Origin of the sequence: Mesorhizobium sp. M0870 (assembly GCF_040319775.1) — a bacterium.
GTDB lineage: Bacteria > Pseudomonadota > Alphaproteobacteria > Rhizobiales > Rhizobiaceae > Mesorhizobium.
In genome coordinates, this window is the sequence record NZ_JAMYOI010000003.1 from 151,123 (window position 1) to 172,777 (window position 21,655).

At 62.8% G+C, this 21,655-nt stretch carries 18 protein-coding genes; all 18 read right to left on the reverse strand.

From position 1 onward, the window contains the following. Positions 1 to 27 precede the first annotated feature (27 nt). Positions 28 to 1,050 (reverse strand): amino acid ABC transporter substrate-binding protein, encoded by a 1,023-nt coding sequence (locus NKH97_RS05630; protein WP_127293017.1) that lies wholly within the window; start codon positions 1,048 to 1,050, stop codon positions 28 to 30. A gap of 445 nt (positions 1,051 to 1,495) precedes the next feature. Next, positions 1,496 to 2,515, reverse strand: a complete 1,020-nt coding sequence (locus NKH97_RS05635; protein WP_128302598.1) for an isopenicillin N synthase family dioxygenase — start codon at positions 2,513 to 2,515, stop codon at positions 1,496 to 1,498. Between the two features lie 2 nt (positions 2,516 to 2,517). Then, positions 2,518 to 2,856, reverse strand: a complete 339-nt coding sequence (locus NKH97_RS05640; RefSeq protein ID WP_023809074.1) for a hypothetical protein — start codon at positions 2,854 to 2,856, stop codon at positions 2,518 to 2,520. Beyond that, positions 2,853 to 3,644 carry an ABC transporter ATP-binding protein gene (locus NKH97_RS05645; protein ID WP_352795679.1) on the reverse strand — a complete coding sequence of 264 codons (792 nt, stop codon included), beginning with the start codon at positions 3,642 to 3,644 and terminating at the stop codon, positions 2,853 to 2,855. The genes NKH97_RS05640 and NKH97_RS05645 overlap by 4 nt, the downstream gene beginning before the upstream one ends. Then, on the reverse strand, positions 3,638 to 4,639 hold the full coding sequence (locus NKH97_RS05650; protein ID WP_352675932.1) for an ABC transporter permease: 1,002 nt from the start codon (positions 4,637 to 4,639) through the stop codon (positions 3,638 to 3,640). The genes NKH97_RS05645 and NKH97_RS05650 overlap by 7 nt, the downstream gene beginning before the upstream one ends. Positions 4,640 to 4,650: 11 nt before the next feature. Next, positions 4,651 to 5,685, reverse strand: coding sequence for an ABC transporter substrate-binding protein (locus NKH97_RS05655; RefSeq protein WP_023809077.1), 1,035 nt, complete (start codon positions 5,683 to 5,685; stop codon positions 4,651 to 4,653). A 60-nt stretch (positions 5,686 to 5,745) separates the two neighbouring features. Continuing rightward, entirely contained in the window at positions 5,746 to 7,071 is a 1,326-nt protein-coding gene (locus NKH97_RS05660) for an O-acetylhomoserine aminocarboxypropyltransferase/cysteine synthase family protein (protein WP_023809078.1), read from the reverse strand. Positions 7,072 to 7,100: 29 nt separating this feature from the next. Further along, positions 7,101 to 8,153, reverse strand: coding sequence for an isopenicillin N synthase family dioxygenase (locus NKH97_RS05665; RefSeq protein ID WP_352795682.1), 1,053 nt, complete (start codon positions 8,151 to 8,153; stop codon positions 7,101 to 7,103). Positions 8,154 to 8,328: 175 nt separating this feature from the next. Further along, entirely contained in the window at positions 8,329 to 9,966 is a 1,638-nt protein-coding gene (locus NKH97_RS05670) for a dipeptide ABC transporter ATP-binding protein (protein WP_352795684.1), read from the reverse strand. Continuing rightward, entirely contained in the window at positions 9,963 to 10,805 is an 843-nt protein-coding gene (locus NKH97_RS05675; RefSeq protein WP_023809081.1) for an ABC transporter permease, read from the reverse strand. The genes NKH97_RS05670 and NKH97_RS05675 overlap by 4 nt, the downstream gene beginning before the upstream one ends. 4 nt (positions 10,806 to 10,809) lie before the next feature. After that, a complete protein-coding gene (locus tag NKH97_RS05680; RefSeq protein ID WP_352610003.1) occupies positions 10,810 to 11,787 on the reverse strand; it encodes an ABC transporter permease in 978 nt (325 codons plus the stop codon). Between the two features lie 18 nt (positions 11,788 to 11,805). Continuing rightward, complete coding sequence (locus NKH97_RS05685) at positions 11,806 to 13,383, reverse strand: ABC transporter substrate-binding protein (RefSeq protein ID WP_352795686.1); 1,578 nt, start codon at positions 13,381 to 13,383, stop codon at positions 11,806 to 11,808. A 237-nt stretch (positions 13,384 to 13,620) separates the two neighbouring features. Continuing rightward, a complete protein-coding gene (locus NKH97_RS05690) occupies positions 13,621 to 14,613 on the reverse strand; it encodes an ABC transporter permease (protein ID WP_023809084.1) in 993 nt (330 codons plus the stop codon). Positions 14,614 to 14,617: 4 nt separating this feature from the next. Further along, positions 14,618 to 15,583 carry an ABC transporter permease gene (locus NKH97_RS05695; protein WP_127292888.1) on the reverse strand — a complete coding sequence of 322 codons (966 nt, stop codon included), beginning with the start codon at positions 15,581 to 15,583 and terminating at the stop codon, positions 14,618 to 14,620. Further along, positions 15,576 to 17,222 carry a dipeptide ABC transporter ATP-binding protein gene (locus NKH97_RS05700; RefSeq protein ID WP_352795688.1) on the reverse strand — a complete coding sequence of 549 codons (1,647 nt, stop codon included), beginning with the start codon at positions 17,220 to 17,222 and terminating at the stop codon, positions 15,576 to 15,578. The genes NKH97_RS05695 and NKH97_RS05700 overlap by 8 nt, the downstream gene beginning before the upstream one ends. A gap of 29 nt (positions 17,223 to 17,251) precedes the next feature. Then, positions 17,252 to 19,009, reverse strand: a complete 1,758-nt coding sequence (locus NKH97_RS05705) for an ABC transporter substrate-binding protein (RefSeq protein ID WP_128302607.1) — start codon at positions 19,007 to 19,009, stop codon at positions 17,252 to 17,254. A 123-nt stretch (positions 19,010 to 19,132) separates the two neighbouring features. After that, on the reverse strand, positions 19,133 to 20,350 hold the full coding sequence (locus NKH97_RS05710; protein ID WP_352795690.1) for a GNAT family N-acetyltransferase: 1,218 nt from the start codon (positions 20,348 to 20,350) through the stop codon (positions 19,133 to 19,135). After that, entirely contained in the window at positions 20,347 to 21,609 is a 1,263-nt protein-coding gene (locus NKH97_RS05715; protein ID WP_206637988.1) for an acyl-CoA dehydrogenase family protein, read from the reverse strand. Before NKH97_RS05715 ends, NKH97_RS05710 begins: the two co-directional genes overlap by 4 nt. Positions 21,610 to 21,655 lie beyond the last annotated feature (46 nt).

Consider the following 21,655-nt stretch of genomic DNA (forward strand, 5'->3'; position numbering starts at 1 on the left):
TCCGTCAATGACATTGGCTGAAGGGTCTCAGCGGAACGGCGGTGAGTACAGCAGACCACCGTTGGTCCACAGGCTGTTGTAGCCGCGCTCCCAACCGAGCGGTTTCAGGTTCCGGTCATAGATTTCGCCGTAATTGCCGACGGTCTTGACGATATTATAGGCCCATTTCGGATCGAGGCCGATCGCCTGGGCGAGCGACGGGTCTACGCCGAGAAAGCGCTGGATGGCCGGATCCGGCGATTTCAGGAACTCGTCGACATTCTTGCTGGTGATGCCCCATTCCTCGGCCTGGATGGTTGCGTTGACCGTCCAGTTGACGATTTCGAGCCAGCGGTCGTCGCCACCGGCGATTGCCGGTGCGAGCGGCTCCTTCGACAGCCGCTCGGGCAGGATAATGTAGTCATCGGGCTTCTTCAGCTGGGTGCGCTTGCCAACGAGATCGGACGAGTCCTGCGTGATGGCGTCGACGCGCCCTGTCTCCAGTGCGTTGATGAATTCGCCGGTATCCTCGATCGTCACCGGTGTGAACTTCTTGCCGGTCTTGCGGAAGAAATCGGCGATGTTCAACTCGCCGGTCGTACCGCTCTGAACGCCGATCGTGGCACCGTCCAGGTCGGCAGCCTTGGTGACGCCGAGGTCCTTGCGCACAAGGATGCCCTGGCCGTCGTAGAAAACCGTCGGACCGAAATGGAAGCCGAGCTGGAAGGCACGCGTGATCGTTACCGTCACGCCCGACAGCAGAATGTCGAACTCACCGGCCTGGAGCGCCGGCAGGCGCTGCTGCGGCGAAGAGTTGGTGAACTCCACCTTGTCCGGGTCGCCAAAGACAGTGATCGCCAGGGCGCGTCCATAGTCGGCGAAGAAGCCTTGCCAGCGACCGTTGCTGTCCGGCGAGAAGAAACCGGGTGTCGTGCCGACACCGACCTTGATGGAGCCACGCTCCTTGATCTTGTCGAGCGTCGGGCCAGCATAGGTCGCGGTCGAAAACAATCCCGCCGCCACCACCAGCGTCGTCGCCAGTGCCGTCCTCCAACCGGCGCCAAGCCGCATTGCAATCGTCATGTCAGTCAACTCCTGAGGTTCATTGTTGTCAGCCGATCGCGGAACGTCCCCCGCTCTGTTCGACTGCCCCGAAGTTAACTCTATAATTTTTGTAGACTAAGGAACGGCAATCCAATTTTCTGCCTGTCCGGAAAGCAGATTGCTTCGAAAATGCCCATTGGCGGCGAATGCGAACCTGCACCGTTCCCGAATGTGTTCCCTCGCGAAAGACACGTTCCAGCGCGGCTGAAGAAGAATATCCCGGGACAAAAAAATGGCCGGGCTCGAATACGGCCCGGCCAAAAGAAGGTTAAACCTTCAGAGGGGAACACCGTTCAGCGGAATGGGAGGAAACCGCCGAACGATTTTACCTGTTTGAGCCTATTTTGGTTACTTGGCGACGAATGGAATTCCAAAAATATACAAATGAGCAAAAATTCGTGCTCAGCAGCCGTTACGAGCCCGCGGTTCCGGTCTGGAGGAGATCAGCGTAGTGGCGGCGTGCCACGTCGGGATGTGAACGCAGCCGGCTTTTGAGCACGTTGGTTCCGACATCGCGGAACAACGGGTTGTCGGGATCGCTTGCCGGTCCGCGCGCCTGCGCCGCCAGTTCCTCGGAAAGGCCGAGAAGCGGGATGGTCGCATCGAGCCGCGCGCTGAAGAAGAAGGGGACAGAAATCCGCTCGACGCCGGCAGGCGGCGTCACGACGCGGTGCACGGTGGCCCGCAGATATCCATTCGATGCCAGTTCGAGCAGTTCGCCGATGTTGACGACCAGCGTTCCCGCCAGCGGATCCACATTCACCCAGCTTCCGTCATATTCGACCTGCAGCCCCTTGTTGTCGTCCTGCAGCAGCAGTGTCAGGAAACCGCCATCCTTGTGCGCGCCGACGCCCTGGTCGCCTTCGGTCGCGTCACGGCCGGGATAACGCACGATCTTCATGCGATGATTGGGCGAGTCCCGGTAGATCGCGTCGAAGGCGTCCTCGGGCTGATCGAGCGATAGTGCGAAAGCTTTCAACAGCCGAATCGCCACCGCGGTCGCCTTGGCCTGCCATGCAAGCAGTGCCGGCTTGAGTTCCGGCAGTGCAGACGGCCACTGGTTCGGTCCCTGCAACCTTGTCCATGGTGCAATTCCAGGTCCCTGCGCTATGGGCTGGCGCTCGACGCCTAAATCGAGTTGCTCACGCCAATCGGCCGCGCCCCTGGTCAGTTCGCCGCCGGCGCGGGTGTAGCCGCGGAACTGCTGGGATTTGACCATTTCGATCGCCAGCTTGTCGGCCTCCGGCAGCGCGAAGAACCGGCGCGAGGCATCCAGCACGTCGTCGATCTCCGAGGCGGAAATTCCGTGGCCGCTGAGATAGAAGAAGCCAACGTCTCGCGCCGCCGTGCGCAGGTCCAGGAGAAAGGTACGATATTCGGAGGCACCTTGTTCGAGACGGCTCAGATCGAGCACCGGCACAATTCTGGGCATGGTCAGGTTCCTTCTTTTTTCTGCTTTGGATTTTGCATGAAGCTCCCCCACAGAAGCGCGAAGCTGGAAATGATCGCTCCGGCCCACAACAGTTCGGGCGAATAGCGCCGGATGCCGAGGAAATGCCAAGTCTTGCACAACGACATGGCAAGCGAGCAGCGGTCAGACGTCTGCAGCAGACATGGCAGGGTGCGCTCGATTGGAAATCCGGTGTTCGACATGACCTGTGCGTAGACGATCGCCCACCAGACGAGAGCAATGAGCGTCAGGACAATTCCCGCCGCTTCCAGCCAGCGCGGCGAAAACAGTTTTCTGACCGATGCCGACGTATTTTCGGTCATGCCGAGAACCCGAGAATCTCGAGGATGTGCTGGCGTTGGGCTACGATGCGCGGATCGTCACGCCGCCGGGGGTAGGGCAGATCGACCGCGACCTCGGCCTTGATGCGTGCCGGGCGCTCGGTCAGCACGATGACGCGCCCGGACAACAGCAGCGCCTCTTCGACATCGTGGGTGACCAGAATGACCGTGTATCCGGCCTGCCGCCAGAGCGCCAAAAGCTCCTCCTGCATGGTCAGCCGGGTGAGTGAGTCCAGCCGGCCCAGCGGCTCATCGAGCAACAGCAGGCGCGGGTCGTTGATCAGGGCACGCGCCAGCGCGGCGCGTTGCGCCATGCCGCCGGACAGCTGGTGCGGAAAGGCGGAGGCGAAAGCCTCGAGCTTGACCAGGCGAAGCGCACCATCGATCCGCTTCTGACTGCCAGGCAGGACGCCGCGCGCTTCCGGCCCGATGGCGACATTGTCGCGAACGGTCCGCCACGGAAACAGCGTCGGGTCCTGAAACACCAGGACGCGCGACGGATCCGGTCTGGCGACGATTGTCCCGTTTGCCAGCACCTCACCGCTGCTTGGCCGTTCCAGCCCTGCCGCCAGCCGCAGCAGGGTCGACTTGCCGCAGCCGGACGGACCGAGCAGCGCCACGAACTCGCCTGGCGCCACGGCCAGGTCGATCTGGCGCAGCACCGGCAAGGGTTGCCCATCCAGATCGTACTGATGCGAGACGCCGTGAAAGTCGACGGAAAGACCGGCAGAGTTATCGACCGCGACGCGAGTGGTGCCGAAGGCTACCATTGTACGACACCCTTCTGCCAACCGAGCAGCCGGTCGCGCGCGACGAACAGCAGCTTGACCAGACCCGAGCAGAGCAATGCCATGACGATCAGCATCGCGTAGACGTTGGCGTAGGCCGAATAGGCCGTCTGGAACTGCAGATACCAGCCCAGACCGTATTTCGCGCCGAGCATTTCGGCGACCACCAGCACGGCAAAGGAATAATACAGCCCCATGAACAGGCCGACGAAGACATGCGGCAGAGCGGCCGGTATCGCCACGCGAAGAACCAGATAGCGGCTGCTGGCGCCAAGCGTACGCGCCACGTCGTAGAAGGAGCGGTTGACCGAGTTGACGCCCGACGCGGTCAGGATCGCGACCGGTATGCCGGATGCAAGCGCGACCAGGAACAGGCTCGCCTGGAACGTCGTCGGGAACAGGAAGAAGGTTGCCGGGATCCAGGCGCTCGCCGGCACGGGGCCGATCAGCTTCAGCACCGGCATGCCCCAATAGGCGAAGTTTTTGGACCAGCCTAGCGCCACGCCGCCGATGAAGCCGACAATGATGCCGCTGAAGAAGCCGATGGTCCACAGCCGCGCGGTGTAGGCGATGCAGATGAGGATGCGTAGCCAGTCGACGATATAGACATGCAGGAGGCCGTGCGGCGGCGTGAAGAATGGTTTTGGCATCCAGCCGAGCTTGGCGGTGATCAACTCCCAGACCGCGAACCAAAGGCCCAGCACAATCAGCCATGGACCGTAGTGCATCAGCCCGCGGCCAAATCCGCCAAGCTTTTCGACGCTGAATGCAAGACCGGCCAGGATCATCGCTCCGGCGACCAGCAGGGCGACGAAGACATCGCGGCTACCCCACGGAACGACATCGGGGAAGGCAATCGTGACAATGGCAGCGAGCAGCCAAGCCGAGGCGGCATAGAGCCCGTGCTTCCACACCGGCCCGGCAGAAGCGGAAGAAACACTCTTTTCGCCTGCGTCCTCGTCGATCGCTGCGCTCATCACCGCAACCGTCAGGCCAGAATGTCGACCGTCACCCGCTGCGCGAGTTCCGCCGGGTCGGTGGTGGGATCGAGCACCTTGATCAGCGACAGATCAGCGGCCGCATGCTTCACCTGATCCTGCAGATCCTTGCCGACCGGATGGTTGTGCAACACCCATGACGCAATCTCGTCGCGGATATCTTCAAAGGGGAAGCCCGGGTTGAGATTGTCGACGAACCACTTTGCCACCTCATCTGGATGCGCCGCGGCATATTCGTGGATCTCGATGTCGGCCTCGGCCAACCGCCGGATGGCATCCTTGTTGGCATCCAGGAAAGCCGAATTGACGCCAAGCACACAGCAGACTGCACCTTCGAACGAGCCGGTTTGCGTGTTGGCGACTTCCACAAGGTCGAACTTCTTCTTGTGGGAATAGGCCCACGGATCGAGATGCGCCAGCGCATCGGCCTGACCCTTGCCAACCGTTTCGCCGACCAGATCGAACGGCACGTTGAGCCAGTTCACATCATTTTCGGGATCGAGGCCTGCCTTGGCCAGCGCAACCTGGAAGGAGTGCTTTGGCGGGCTGGCGACGTCATAGGAGACGATGGTCTTGCCCTTCAGACCTTCGAGCGTGGTGACGCCGGAGGCCTCGGACGCCAGCAGCCTTGTACAGCCGCCATGTGAGCCGACGAACAGCTTGACGTCCAGCCCCTGCTCCAGCGGCTTGACCCAGTCATAGAGCAAGCCGGCGCCGGCATCCGTCTTGTTGGTCGCGATCGACTGGATCAGCGTCTGGCCGCTGGCACCTTGATAGTAGAGTTCGATGTCGAGATCATGCCTGGCATAGATGCCCTTCGAAAGGGCGAAGGCGATCGGCGAATGGCAGGCCGCGAACTCGGTCCATGACAACCGCACCTTGGTCGCATTGCCGGCTATGGCGTAGCTGGTCGGCCTGGCGAGCAGGGCCACAGCCGCGGCGCCAACACCGAGTGTGCCGGCGGCGCGCAACACGCCGCGCCGCGAGATCTTCGATGTTGCCCCGATTTTCCTGCTGGAAGTCATTGTACCCTCCTGTGACCGGATCGATGTGGAGCCGACGATTTGTTCGCCAGCAGAAATGCCTCAGGCGGCCTTCAATTCGCGATCGCCGACGGCCTGATCGAGCGCCTGTTCAAGATCGCGAATGATGTCGTCAGGATGCTCGATGCCGACGGAAAGCCTGACATAACCGGGCGTCACGCCGGTCGCGAGCTGCTCTTCCGGCGAAAGCTGCGAGTGGGTCGTGGTCGATGGATGGATAGCCAGCGAGCGCGCATCGCCGATGTTGGCGACGTGATAGAGCAGCTTCAACCCGTTGATGAAGGAACGTCCAGCCTCGCGGCCATCCTTGAGTTCGAACCCGACCAGCGCGCCGTAGCTGCCCTGACGGAAATAGGCGTCGGCCCGGCGCTTGCTCTCGCCGCTTTGGTAGCGTGGGAAGATGACGTTGCTTACCTTTGGATGACCGCGCAGAAACTCCGCCACCTTGATGGCGTTCTCATTGTGTTGACGGAGGCGCAAGGGCAGCGTCTCCAGGCCCTGCAGCAGCTGGAAGGCATTGAACGGGCTGATCGCGGCACCGACGTCGCGCAGAAGCACGGTGCGGATGCGCAGTACATACGCCACCGGTCCAAGCGCTTTGGCCGCCTCGACCCAAACCTTGCCGTGATAGCTTGGATCGGGCTGGTTCAGCGTCGGGAAGCGTTCGGCATGGTCTTCCCATGGGAAGTTGCCGCCATCGATGACGATGCCGCCGATCGAGGTTCCGTGGCCGCCAATGTATTTCGTCGCCGAATAAACCACGACAGCCGCGCCATGGTCGAACGGCCTGATGCTCAGCGGTGCCGCGGTGTTGTCGACGATCAACGGCACGCCGAGCGACCGGCCGATGTCAGCGACTTCCTTGATCGGGAAGACTTGCAGCTTCGGATTGGGCAGCGATTCCGCATAGTAGGCGCGTGTCCGCGCATCGGTGGCACGGCGGAAATTCTCAGGGTCGGACGGATCGACGAACCGTACTTCCACCCCCAGGTGCTTCAGGGTCGCGGCAAAAAGGGCCCAGGTGCCGCCATAGAGATCGGTGGCGGAGACGATGTTGTCGCCGGCGCCGGCAAGGTTCAGCACCGAATAGGCTGAAGCCGCCTGGCCGGAGGACACAAGAAGGGCAGCAGCACCCCCTTCCAGCGCCGCGATGCGGGTCTCCAGCGCATCCTGCGTCGGGTTCGAGACGCGCGTGTAGATATGGCCGATCTCATCGAGGGCGAACAGCCGGTCGGCATGGCCGGTGTCCTGGAACTGGTAAGACGTGGTCTGGTAAATAGGTACGGCAACGGCGCCGGTGGCGGGATCGGCGCGCCAGGAGCCGCCGTGAAGGGCAAGGGTCTCGGGAGAAAGATTTTCCAGGGTCATTTATCGTTCCTTCCTGATGGTTGTGGCGGTCAAGCGACCGGGACAGCTTCGGCGCGTGCCTGGACGGCCAGCAGATCGGCGTGATGGCGCCGCGCGACGTCGGGATGCGAACGCAACCGGCTCTTCAGCGCGTTTTGCCCGGAATTGCGGTAGAGCGGATTCTGCGGATCGCGGGTGACCCCGTTCGCCTGCGCCTTCAGGTGCGGCGCCAAATCCAGGAGCGGAATCTCGGCATCGAACGGAGCGCCGAGGAAGAAGGCGACCGACAGCCGGTCGGTGCCGGCTGGCGGCGTTACGACCCGGTGCACGGTGGCCTTCAGGTAGCCATCGGTCGCCATTTCCAGCAGTTCGCCGATGTTGACGACAAAGGTGCCGGCGCGCGGCTCGGCGTCAATCCAATCGCCATCGGCGCTTTCGACCTGCAGCCCCTTCTGCCTTTCCTGCAGCAGGAGCGTCAGGAAGCCGCTGTCCTTGTGCGCACCGACGCCTTGCTCGCTTTCGGTCGCGTCACGGCCGGGATAGCGGATGATCTTGATGAGGTGGTTCGGCGTGCCGGCATAGATGGCTTCGAAAGCACCCTCATCCTGCTCCAGGACAATGGCAAAGGCTTTCAGCAGGCGCGTCGAAAGATCGGTGAGGCGATCCTGCCACTCCAGCAGAAGCGGCTTCAGCTCGGGCAAGGCGGTCGGCCATTGGTTTGGTCCCTGCAGGCGCGTCCAGGCCGGCAACGAGGCATTGCGCGGCAGCGCCGGTGCCTCCGAGCCGATGTCGACCTGCTCGCGCCAGTCCCTCTGGCCTTTCGTCAGTTCCTGTCCAATCCGGTTGTAGCCGCGGAAATGCGGCGAGTTGACCATCTCTATCTGGAGCTTGTCCTTGTCCGGCAAGGCAAAGAAACGTCGTGACGTGCCAAGCACATCGTCAATCAGCGATTGTGCGATGCCATTTCCGGTCAGGTAAAAAAAGCCAACATCGCGTGCAGCGCGCCGCAGTCCCTCGATGAATTCTTTGCGAGATGCCGGATCGGCTTCATAGCGGGAAAAATCCAGCACCGGAATCGTTTGTTTACCAGCAGAACTGCTCATTTCGACCTCTTGTTTGGTGATCGAAGCGTCGCACCGCAGGCGATGGAAACAAAGAAAACGCCATCCCTTTCGGTGGCAGGTGGGGAAATTCCAGTATCGCTCGGGCAAGACGGACAGCGCGTTTTTGTTAATTCTACAAGATTGGTAGATTTGCCCTGCGACCGGTATCACGCCTCTATTCCGCGGCGGCCCGGTCGATCTGGCTGCGGCTCCGCTCCCAGGACAGGCCTGGGACCGCCGCCAGCAGCGCACGCGCATAGTCGGATCCGGGACGTGTCAAAACCTGTTCGGCGGGACCGTCCTCGACGATCTTGCCGCTCTGCATGACGACGATGCGGTCGGCGATCGCCGAGGCGACACGAAGATCGTGCGTGATGAACAGCATCGACAGGCCAAGATCGCGTTTGATTTCCGCCAGAAGGTCGAGAATCTGCGCCTGTATCGAGACATCCAGGGCCGAGACCGGTTCGTCGGCGACGAGCAGGTCGGGCTCAAGCATGAGTGCTCGCGCCAAGCCAATACGCTGCCTTTGGCCGCCTGAAAAGGCATGCGGGAAACGATCGGCCGCACCGGGGTCAAGTCCGACGCGGACAAGGAGGCGGGACATGCTCTCCTCCGCCCTCTCGCGTGAAAGGCCGTTGACTATGGCGGCTTCGGTAAGGATGCGGCGGACGCGATGGCGCGGATTGAGGGAGGCGAACGGATCCTGAAACACCATCTGGATACGCGGACGTAAAGTGCGCTCCCGTGTCGTGCCGGCGAGATCGCCACCGTCGAAGCTCAGGCTGCCTTCATCCCAGTCGGCCAGTCCGACGACGCATTGGCCGAGCGTCGTCTTGCCCGAACCGGATTCACCGACGAGGGCGACCGTCTCGCCGCGCCCAATCGTCAAATTGGCACCGTCCAGCGCCCTGGTGGCGGAGGCCTGCCGCCGCCAAGGGGCGCGGCGATCACGATAGGTCTTGCTCAGCCTTTGGACAACGAGAAACGGATCCCCTGCGTCCCGTCTTTGAATTGCACTGGTATGAAGAACCGGAACGGCTTCGATCAGGCGGCGTGTGTAGGGCTGCGATGGCGCTTCGAGGACGTCGTCTGCTCTGCCGCTCTCAATCACCCGGCCCTCCTTCATCACCATGACGCGATCGGCGATATCGGCGACCACGCCGATATCATGGGTGATGAACAGAACGGCGAGGCCGAGCCTTTCGCGGATTTCAAGGATCAGCCGCAGGATTTCCGCTTGCGTCGTGACGTCGAGCGCGGTGGTGGGTTCATCGGCGATCAGCAGGTCCGGATCGTTGGCGATCGCCATGGCGATCATCACCCGTTGCCGCTGTCCGCCCGAGAGCTGGTGCGGGTAGCGGTGAATGATCGTCTCGGGATCCGGAAGCCTGGTTGCCCGCGCCAGTTCCAGCACGCGAGCGGTGCGCGCCTTGCGGTCGCCGCCATCATGCGCGGCGAGCGCTTCCTCGATCTGGCGGCCGATGGTCAGCACCGGATTGAGCGCGCTCATCGGTTCCTGGAAGATGAAGCCAATGCGCTTGCCGCGCAGCAGGCGGAACGAAGCCTCGCTGATCCCGGCAATGTCGCGGCCATCGAAACGGATCGCACCGGCGGCGATCCGGAGCTGCTTGGCAGGCAACAGGCCGGCAATGGCCGCGGCCAATACCGATTTGCCGGACCCGGATTCGCCGACCAGGCAGAGCACTTCGCCACGATCGATACGCAACGACACGTCTTCGACGGCCAATGCTCGATCGGCGTGCTCCGGCAAGGCGATGGAGAGACCCGCGATCTCGACCAGAGCCGTCATGCGCGCCCACCGCGATTGCTGTTGCGAGGGTTGAGCCAATGGTTCAGGCCGTCGCCGACGAGGTTCAGGGAAAGAACGGTGAGGAAGATCGCCAGGCCCGGAATGGTCGACAGCCACCAGTTGACGCGAAAGGCGGTCCTGCCGGTGCCGAGCAGATAGCCCCAGGAGACGAACTCGCGATTGCCCAGACCAAGGAAGCTGATGCCCGATTCGATCAGGATGACGGTCGCCGTCATCAACGAAGCGGCAACGATCACGGGCGACAGCACGTTGGGAAGGATGTGCCCCCAGATGATCCGGGCAGTCGACAGCCCGCCAACCCGTGCCGCCCGCACGAAGTCCTGGTTGACGAGGCTCAGCACCTCGGCCCGGACCAGCCGGGCGATCTGCGGCCAGCTGACGATTGCGATGGCCAGGATGATCGAAGCCAGCGAAGGCGCGACGATCGCAACGATGACGACCGTCAGCAGGAAGCTCGGGATGGTCTGGAAGAACTCGGTGAACCGCATGGCGACGTCGTCGACCCAGCCGCCGAAATAGCCGGCGACAGCACCTATCGCCGTGCCGAAGGCGACGGCGAGCAGCGTCACCGCCAGAGCGATCAGCAGCGTGACCTGCGCCCCGTGGGCGATGCCGGCCGCAAGATCACGGCCGAGCATGTCGGTGCCGAACAGATGACCCGGGCTGAAGGGCGGCAGGTTCGGGCGCGCAACCATGCGCCAGGGATCGCCCGGAAAGAGGATACCGGCGAAGATCGCCATCAGGAGGATCGCGATCAGGATCAGCGCGCCGGCGACGGCGCCCGGATGCCTGAGGAACGGGGTTCGCGGCAAGGCCATCGCCTCAAGCTCCCATTTCGATGCGCGGATCGGCGGCAACGTAGAGAAAATCCGCGGCCAGGTTGATGACGACGACGATTGTCGAGGTGATGAAGAAGATCGCCAGCAAGAGGTTGTAGTCCCGCTGCATGAGGGCATCGAAGGCGAGACGCCCGACGCCCGGCCAGGCGAACACCGTCTCGATCAGGATCGACCCGCCGATCAGTTGTCCGGCCTGCAAGGAGGCGAAGGTGATGATCGGCAGCAGCGCGTTCCTCAGCACATGCTGGCGCCAGATCAATCCCGGTTTCAGGCCCTTGGCCCTGGCGGTACGGACAAAATCGCGATCGAGCACGTCGAGCACCGAGGCGCGCGTCACGCGCATGTAGATGGCCATGTAGAACAGGCCGAGCGTCAGAGCCGGAAGAATGAGATGAACGGCGACATCCCCGATAAGCGAGAGATCCGACCCGCCCTCGCCTACCGTCTGCATGCCGTAGGACGGCAGCCAGTTCAGCCAGACCGAAAACAGCAGGATCGCCATCAGGCCGGTCCAGAACAGCGGCATGGCAAAGAACATCACCGAAATGCCGGTCAGCACGGTGTCGAGCAGACTGCCGGCGTGCCGGGCGGCGATAGACCCGAGCGCAATGCCGGTCCCCAACGCAAAGCCAAAGGCGGTCAATGTCAGAAGCAGTGTGGCCGGCAGCCTTTCCGCGATGATATCGATAACAGGACGCTGGTCGCGGTAGGATTGGCCGAAGTCGAGACGCGCCAGCGACTTGGTGTAGATCCACAATTGCTCGGGCACGGAGCGATCAAGCCCGAGATCGTGGCGCAGTTCCGCGACAAAGGCCGGGTCGGCCGCGCCCTGATCCCCGGCCAGGACGGATGCCGCATCTCCCGGCGCGAGGCGCAGCAGCACGAAGTTGAGCACGATAACCCCAAACAGGATGAGAACCGCGCGGGCGGCCCGTCCCGTCAGGAAGCCAAGACGATCCATCCTACCCAGCCCCGCCAGCTATTTCGCCAGCCAGACATCGGCGAAGTTTTCATCTGTGCCGAGACCGGTCGCGATCAGATTGTGAACCTTGGTTCGGTAGAGCGTCGGAAAGACGATGTCGTGCGTCCAGATGAGCGGCACGTCGGCGGAGATGATCTTCTGGGCTTGCGAATAGAGCGCCTTGCGCTTGTCGAAGTCGTTCTCATGGGCGGCGTCGGCCAGCAGTCTGTCGACCTCGGGGTTGGAATAGCCATGGACATTGCCGCCGGTCGTGCCCGCATTGTCGCCTTCGAGCGTGGTGTAGGCATAGCTGATGCCGATTGCCGGGTCGGGGGTGGTGTAGACAAAGTTTTCGGCAAGATCATAGTCGAAGGTGGTCAGCCGCTTGAACCAGCCCGGCACGTCGGTCGCCACGATGTTGACCTTGATGCCGACAGACGTCAGCGCCTCCCGGATATATTCCGCCTCGCGCTGCCACAGCTCGCCATACGGCAGCGGAACGAACTGCAGTTCGAAGCGCACGCCGTTGGCGTCGGGCTTCAGGCCGGCCTCGTCGAGGATGGCGTTCGCCTTGGCCAGGTCGAATTCATATTTCGTTTCGACCGATGTGTCCTTGAACCGCGACAGACGCGACAGCGGGCCGTTGGTCTCGTGGCCGAATCCACCAAAGATCGTGTCGATGATGAACTGGCGGTCGATCGCATGCGCGATCGCCCGGCGCACCCGCGCATCGTCGAGCGGCTTGTGGCGGTTGTTGAGGTGGATGTAGCCGACCGGTTGAAGAAATTCCCAGCCTGCCTCGGTCAGTTGCACGCCATCGAGCCCGGCCAACCGCGTAATGTCGAAGTTCTCGATGTCGCCTGCGCGCAGCACATCCACCTGACCGGTTTCGAAAGCGATGGCGCGGCTGTTGGCGTCAGGGATGACGTGGAAGAAGATGTCGTTCAGATGCGGCTTGCCGGCATCCCAATAGTCAGGGTTGCGGACAAGGTGGATGAAGGACCCCTTCTTCCACTCGGCGAATTTGAACGGCCCGGTGCCGATGAACTTGCTGTTTGCCTCGGCGGTGCGAAAGTCGCTCACCCCTTCATAGAGATGGGCCGGCAGCACGGCGGTGTTGTGGACGTAGATGAAGGCTGGGTACGGCGCCTTGAGCGTGAACACCACGGTGTGGTCGTCCGGCGTGGCGAGGTCCTTCACCTCCGCCAGGTTGAGTCGCGAGCGGGCCTGAAGTGCCGGCAGAAACTTCTTGAAGCTGAACACCACGTCCTTGGCCGTGAACGGCTGGCCGTCATGCCATTTTACATCGCGGCGCAGGTTGAAGGTGTAGACGAGGCCGTCATCCGAAATCGACCAGCTTTGCGCCAGGCGCGGCAGCGGCTTCAGATCGGCCGAATAGGTCAACAGGCTCTCGTAGATCTTGTTGCCGACATAGGTCGTCGGCCCGAGACGATTGACGCCGATATTGACCGTCGGCGGCTCAGGCTGGACGATCAGGTTGAGCGTCCCGCCCGCCTCCTGTGCCGCAAGTCCGGTCAGCGTCAGAAGCGTGGCTGCCAGAGACAGCATGATGGTTCGCAACAGGCGGGAGATCATCGTGAATTCACCTTGTCGAGTAATTGATCGCGGAGCCTGAGATGTCGCTCCGCAGGAGAGTGTGGCTCCACCGAATGACGCGGCCGATCTGCTTGCGAATTGCGGTGCTATTTGTGTAGTAAGATTATAGACAAAGGTGATTATGATAAGGGAACATGCTTCATCGATGTCAGCCAGAGCGAATATTTTTCCCAATATCCGTGCTGAAATGAGAGCGAATTGCCTGATGGCGGGCGGTCACGACAGGCTCGCCGGGTCGCGCCATCTGGTTGTGATGTCGACGGCGAAGGTGCAGAACACGAACGATGCCGCGGCGAAGATCGTCGTCCCGATGACGACCGGAAAATCGCCTTCAAGCGCCGAGTTGATCGCCAGCCGGCCGACGCCGTCCAATCCGAAGATCGTCTCCGTGACGATCGCCCCACCCATGATGACGGCAAGCTCCAGGCCACCCAGCGTGATCACCGGATTGAGCGCGGCCTTCAACGCATGATCGTAATAGACCCGCCATTCCGGAACACCCTTGGCGCGCGCCGTCCTTATGTAGTCCTCGCCCAGAACCTCAAGCATGCTTGCGCGGATCAGCTGCTGGAAAATGCCGATCTCGGCAAGTGCCAGCGTCAGCCACGGCAGGGCCAGATGCCGGGCCCATTCGAACGGATCTTTCGTCAGCGGCACATAACCGCTGCTTGGAAACCAGAAGACCCCATGGTTGGAGAGCTGGAAGAACAGGAAATAGGAGATCAGGATGCCGGAGAGGAACGTCGGCACCGACAGGCTCGCATAGGCGAAGCCCGATATCAGCCTGTCCAGCCAGGAGCCCTGCCGGCGCGCGGCAATCACGCCAAGCAGGATCGACAGCGTCATCCAAATGACGACGGCACCAAGGGCGAGCGAAAGCGTCACCGGCACCTTGGACAGGATGAGGTCTGTCACCGGTGTCTGCTTGCGGAAGGAGTAGCCCAGCGCCGGCGGCCAGTGAGCGATCCCCATCGGCGCGCCCTGGATGTCGGGGCCGCGGTAGAGATAGTACCACAACTGCAGATACCATGGCTCGTTGAGCCGCAGCGCGTGTGCTATGGCATCGATCGCCTGCTGGCTGGCGTTGCGCGGCGCCAGCATCGCGGCCGGATTGCGATAGGCTATGCGGGTGATGAAGAACGCGATCACCAGCACGATCAGCAGCGTCGAGAGTGCCCGGAAGATCAGCCCGCCTGTGTGCCGGATCATGGCGTCACCCGCTGCGGCGATGGGGGTCGAGGACGTTGCGCAGGCCAGCGCTCAGCGTGTTGAAGCCGGCCACGGTCAGAAACAGCGCGATGCCGGGTCCGAGCAGGAACCATGGCTGCAACTGGTAGAGGGATGAGCGCTGCGCCTCGGCGATCATATTGCCCCAGCTCGGCTGCGGCGCCTGCACGCCGACGCCGAGGAAGGAGAGCGTCGCTTCGGCGATGATGTTGGTCGGCAGTTGTACCGCCCAGTAGACCAGGATGACCGGCGCGATGTTGGGCAGGATCTCGCGCATGATGATCCTGGTCTTCGAGGCGCCGATCGTCTGCGCGGCTTCCACCAGCGGGCTGCGGCGCAGGACAAACACCAGGCCACGCGTCAGCCGGGCAAAGTAGGTCCAGGAAAACAGGGTTATGATCAGCACCACCACCAGGGAGGGCGCAACAAACGGCTTGCCATCGACGCCCCGGTTCAGCGACAGGAGGCTGAGCGCGGTGACGATGAACGGAAACGACAAAGCGACGTCCACCGCCTGCGAAATGACGCGGTCGACGCGACCGGCAAGAAATCCGCTGACGAGGCCAATGGCGGTGCCGATGATCATGGCAAGCGTGGTCGCCGGGATGGCGATGGCCAGCGATACGCGCGCGCCGTAGAGCGTTCTGACCAGCACGTCGCGGCCGTTGCCGTCGGCGCCAAGTGGAAATTCGAACGTGGGGCCAGTCGGCAGTCCCATCTCGGTCAACGCCGTATCGCGGAACTGCTCCGTCACCCCGTGCCCCAGCAGCCATGCGACCACTGGCGCCAGCAGCGCACCGGCGGTGACGAAGCCTATGATCAGCGCGCCGATGCGAAAGGACCGTTCGCGCAGCAGCGCTCGCAGAAGCAGCGACCTGTAGGAATTCACCACCTCGCCATGCCCCAGCAGGACGTGGTCCTGGACGGACGCCAGGGCACGGATCTCAGGCATGCGCGGCGATCCGCTCGGGAACCGGGTTGCGCCGCAGGACCTTGCCGGGGATCGCGTCTATCAGCCTGACCGTGTAGGGATGCCGGGGAGCGCCGAAGACACGGCCTGTCTCGCCGGCTTCCACGATGACGCCCTTCTCCAGCACGATGACGCGGTCGCACAGTTCCGACACGACGCCGAGATCATGCGAGATGAAGAGCAGCGACAGGCCTCGCTGCCGGCGAATGGTCTGCAGCAGCCTGATGATCTTCGCCTGCGTCGTGATGTCGAGTGCCGATACCGGCTCGTCGGCGACGATCAGCGAGGGTTCGAGCGCGATGGCGCGCGCAATGGCGACACGCTGCCGCTGGCCACCTGAAAGCTGGGCCGGGTAACGATCCAGCACGTCGTCGGGAAGTTCCACGTCGCGCACCAGATCCTGCACGCGCCGGCGTATCGCCGCGGCGTCCAGTCTGGTGCCGATGATGAACGGTTCCGCCAGAATGGACCGGATGCGCCGCCGCGGGTTGAGGCTCGCATAGGGGTCCTGAAAGATGACCTGTATGTCCGACCTGAGTTTCCGGTCGATGGCGATGCCGCCGACACCCGGACGCGAATAGATACGCTCCCGCAGGGAGATGCTGCCCTCGTCCGGCCGGTCGAGCCCGGCGATCAGCCGGCCGATTGTCGACTTGCCGGAACCGGATTCGCCGACGAGGCCGACGATCTCGTTTTCGCGGACGGTGAACGAGATATCCGTGAGCACCGGCCTGATCAGACCGCCTGCGGCGGAGCGGCCTGCGAACGAACGCGCGATTGCCGAGACGGAGAGCAAATCGGGCATCGACGGCAGCGCCGGGAGTAGCGATGATCGCGCCGCGCGGGCCACCAGGCCGCCAAGCCGCGCCGCACCGAGCAGCTCCCTGGTGTAGGCTTGGCGCGGTGCCCTGTAGATCAGCTCGGCCGGCGCCTGCTCCACGACGTGCCCCGCGCGCATCACCAGGACATCGTCGGCGATGTCCGAAACGACGGCCAGATCGTGGCTGACGAAGATCATTGCCGTGCCGTGGTCCTGCTGAATTCGCTTCAGCAGGTCGAGGATCGAGGCCTGCACGGTCACGTCCAGCGCCGTCGTCGGCTCGTCGGCGATGATGAGGCCGGGATTGAGCGCGATCGCCGCGGCAATCATCACACGCTGGCGCATGCCGCCGGAGAACTGCCTGGGATAGTCGTTCACTCGGGCCGCAGGATCGGGAATGCCTACATCGGCCAGCAGATCGAGAACGCGCCCACGCAGCTCCCGGCGTCCCACCTTGCGGTGCGCGGTGATCGCTTCCGCGATCTGCTGGCCGATGGTCTTCAGCGGATGAAGGTTGCTGAGCGGGTCCTGGAAGATGAAGCCGATGTCGGCGCCCCGCCGCCGGCGCAGATCGCCGGCGGCGAGGCCCAGTATCTCATCGCCCTTGTGCAGGACGCTGCCGCGTACGCTCGCCGCCGGCGGCAGAAGGCCGGTGGCGCCGAGCAGCGACACACTCTTGCCCGAGCCCGATTCGCCGACGATGGCGAGTGTCTTGCCTGGCTCGACTCCAAACGAGACGCCATGCACCACTTCCACCGCGCCGAATGCGACGCGCAGATCGGCGACAGAGAAGATGGGCACGCGCGCCTCCTTTTGCCAATCCGGCCTTGCTACTGCTTGAGGGCTATGTTGGTGATGTCGGCATTCACGGCCAGCGACGACCACACCCAGTTGGCGAGGCGATCGGAAGTGACCACGACCTTGCGCTTCTCGAACAACGGGATCCATGGCAGATCGGCGGAGACGAGTTTGTCGGCCTTCGTCCAGATCGGTCCCGGATCGTCGGAGGGATAGGCCTGCGCCGCGAGCTTGTTGAGTTCCGGATTGCTGTAGCAGATGGCGTGGACGTTGCCGGTGCCGCAAGGTGCCGCGTCCGAATTCAGCCAGCCGCCGAGGAGCATGCGCGTGCTCGGTCCCTGCCAGTCCGGGGAGAATGTGCCGCCGAGGGACACGTCCCAGCGGCTCTTCGGATCCTGGATGAAGGCGTACCACTGCGTCGGCGGGATCGGGATCAGGTTGAGCGTGATACCCGCTGCTTCCAGATCCTCCTTCAGCGTCACGGCAATCGCTTCGAACTGCGCGTTGCCCCTGTAGATCGCGTCGAACGCAATGCCATTCGGATATCCCGCTTCGGCGAGCAGTTCCTTTGCCTTGGCCGGATCACCCCTGTAGCTTTCGGTCGGATACGGGTCGAACTTCTCGTAGCCGAGAATGGTCGAGGTGATGATCTGGGTGAGCGGCACCGCGCCGATCGAGCCAGCCTGGGTCTGCGCCAGATGTTCGCGGTTCACCGCATAGGTCAGCGCCTGCCGGACCTTCAGCTTGCGCAGCGCCTCGGCCCCGTCGCTCTTGACCTCCGGCCGCTGGTTGAAGGTGATGAAGTTCGCCGATCCACTGTTCGTCACATGGATGTCGGGGCTCTTCTGCGACAGGAAGCGCTGGATCGTCGGAATGGGCGGGATGTCGAGATAGAGCGACAGATCAGCCTCACCGGCGATGATCTTCTGGACGACGCTGTCCTCGCTGTTGGCGGTGAAATCGATATCGATCTCATCGGCATAGGCCCTGCGCGCCTGGTCGGACTCCGCCTTGAAATTCTTTGCCTTCTTCAGAACCAGCTTCTGACCCTGCTCATAGGTGTCGACATAGTAAGGGCCGCTGGACGGCAGGTTCTTGCGCGACTCCAGCGAGTCCGGGAAATATTTGGACGCGATCTCGGGCGCCACCGGGGACACGAAATTCATCGAAAGGATGTTGAGGAAGTCGTAGTTCTTGGTGTCCGACTTGATGACCAGCGTGTGCTCGTCGGGAGCCGAGACGCCGGCAATCTCGTGCGTGTCGGTGAAAGCCTTGGTCGCAGCGAGATCGCCTGTCGGCACTTTCGCGAATTCCTTGCAATAGTCGACGAAGCCGGAGATCACGAGGTTGAAATAGTTGATGGCGGCGACCTGCTTGTTGGGATCGCAGAAGCGCTTGACGCCATAGACGAAATCACTGGCGACGATCTTGCGCTCGATGCTGCCGGAGAAGAACACGTCGTCCTTCAAATGGAAGGTGTAGACCTTGCCGTCGTCGCTGATGTCCCAGGACTTGGCGAGATCCGGCACGAGCGTGGTGTCCTCCTTGAGGCCGGCTGGCGAGCCGGGATAGGTCACCAACTGGCGCGTTGTTGCGCGCAGGATTTCCCAGGAATCGATGCTGTAGCCGGTGAGCGGATCGAACGCATCGAGATCGGACTGGATCGAAGCAATCCGCAGGACCCCGCCATGTTTCAGATCTTCCGCTTGCGCGGATGAACCAAGAACATAAATCGACAGAATGCCACCTGCAATTCCCAATAGTAACTTACGCGCAACATGTGTTGTCATTACTTCTCTCCGATTATAAATAATTCTTCAAAATACCATTGCATTTAGCGAGAATAATTTTGAGATAAAATTACCCATTTTTCAAACACACTTTCAAAATACATTTTATATTAGCTCCGCCTGTCAAAACATTGTTCCGGAATGAGGCAAGGCCGGCGCCGTGAACAGCGTGTCGAGCGTTTCGACCGCAGCCCGGTCGAAGTCGCCGAGGCGCCCCGTCTGCGCGAGCTGCCACCACTTCACGCCGCCGAGATAGGCCGCCGAAACCGCGGCCACGTCCGTCACCACGGCGGCGGACAGATTGGTGCGCTCGGCTCCTTCTGGCGAGAGGCGCAGCCTGGTCGCGTTCTCGGGCAGGATGGCATCGGAGACTTCCAGCACGACGCTGCCCTGCCCGGCATAGGACCGGGCTGTTAGAGCCTTTTCAGCGTCCAGGAGCCGCAGCCATGTTTCGTCGCGCGCCGCCGAAACGCGAACGCTTCGAAAATCCTCGAACAGCCACGGCAGCAGATCGTCCGCGGGACGGCTCCAGAAGACGATGCGATGCGGCAGGTCGACCGCCAGCAGATGTGCGACGAGCGCGACATAGGCGGCCGGACTGTAGGCCACGATATCATCGACCACGATGGTGCGTTCCGAGCTGGTGAACCAGCTGTCGAGGCCGACAGGGTGATAGCGCACGAACCCGGTTTCCGAACCCTTGTCGCCGTGAACGGCGAGGTAGTTAGGCGTGCCGCTGTGCGTCTGGCGCAACGCCTGAAAATCCCACCAATAGGCCGAGCGTGTGATGACGCCCGCGCGCGAAACAGGCTGACCCGCGTAGATGCGCGCCTGTATCGCCCAGGCATCGTCGCTGTCGATCAGCCGAATCTTGTCGGAGTACGTCAGCCCTGCCCGCAGGCGCGCGCGCTGGGTGTCGACTTCCAGGCTGACAGAAGTATTGGCGATCGCATAGCCAAAGTTGCCGTAGATGCGCGCGTCGGAGGCCCGCAAGGTGGCCGCCGCCTCGCCCTGTTCGCGCGCGGCGCGCAGCTGCGCCTTGAACAGCGCCGTGGCGGCGCCACGCCGCGTATGGGTGGGCAGCACGCCGACATGGGTGACCGCGGCCTGCGGCAACCAGGCGCCGCCGGGAACCGCGATCCGTCCCGAATAGGAGTCGGTTGTGCCAACGAGCGTCTCGCCGTCGAAGGCGCCCCAGGTGCGATCCGGCTCGAACAGTCTGTCGATCAGCGCGTCGTCGATCGGGCCGAGCGGCGGCAGGCCGACCATGGCCGTGCGGAAGGTGCGTGCGGCCTGCGCGAGTTCGGCCTTCCCGGTCAGCAGGCGCACATCCGATATCATGATGCCTTCCGCGTGGGCACGGCTTCAGGCTTGTGCGCTTCCGGCTGCGGCGGCTGCGCATAGGTTCGCGGTCTCGGCAGCGTTTCGGCCAGCAGATATGTGCCGACCTCGCGCGCCCGGTAGGAGACCGGATCGTGGACGGTATGGGTGCGCGCGTTGCGCCAATAGATGTCGAGGCCATATTTGTTGGCCGTCGAGCGCGCGCCCGTCGCTTCGAAGATGCGCGCCGTCACGTCGAGCACGACGTCGTTGGCGACGATCTTGCCCTGGTCGATGATCGTTGCGAGTTCGCCCCATTGCTGCGCCGTCACCGACGCTCCGGCATGCAGTGCCGCCTCGTAAAGCGCCGCGGCCTTGTCGGCGATTGCTATGCCCGCCGCAATGCCGGCGGATAGCCGGCCGAACAGCACCAGATGGTAGGGATCGTCGATCGCCCGTTCCAGCCCGGACTCCGGCCAGGGCCGGCCGAAGCGGCGGACATGATCGGCGGCGGCGGCAAGAGCGCCCTCGGCGATGCCGAGATAGAAATTGATGAAGATGAGCTGGCTGAACAGGACGCGCAGGCCGTCGCGCAATTCGACATCGCCCTCATAATCGTCGAGGGCGCTGAGCAGCTCATCCTCGAAGACTTCGACACGGTCGAAAGTGACACTGCCGCTCGCCGTCAGTCTCTGGCCGAGATTGTCCCAGTCGCCGCCGAAGCTGATGCCCTTGCGCGTCGGCGGGATCTGATAGTGAGCGCGTTTGCCGTTGTCCCAGAGGCTGACGGTGATGACTTGGGCCACCGAGGCGCCGGTTGCGAAGGTGCGCCTGCCGTTCAGGAAGCGGCGGTCGCCGACATGCTCGATCTCGTTCCACTGGTCGCGCGGGTTGCTGACGCCGCCCTGGAACCAGCCTTGTGCGCCGACGCCACGCGCCGTCTTTTCCCACTGCTGACGCGTGCCGAGAATGTAAGTCCAGACACCGTTGGAATAATGATACGCGATCAGTTGTCCGATCGAGCCGTCGGCGGCCGCGATGATGCGGCTGATCTTGAGCGCCTGGACGAGGTTTGCGCCGGCGCCGCCGAATTCGCGTGGCGCAGCCAAGCCGAGCAGGCCGCTTTCGCGCAGCAGCGCCAGTTCTTCCACCGGGTCCTTGTTTGCCCGGTCGCGTTCGAGCGCCGTTGCCGCGAGTTGCCGCGCCACGTCGCGGGCCTTCTCGGCCCAGGTCTCGAATTCGGCGTCGCTGAGGCCCGGATAGATCTGAATGTCCGACATTGTCTTCTCGTCATGCTCCATTGTCGCGACCACCAAAGGCCGCACA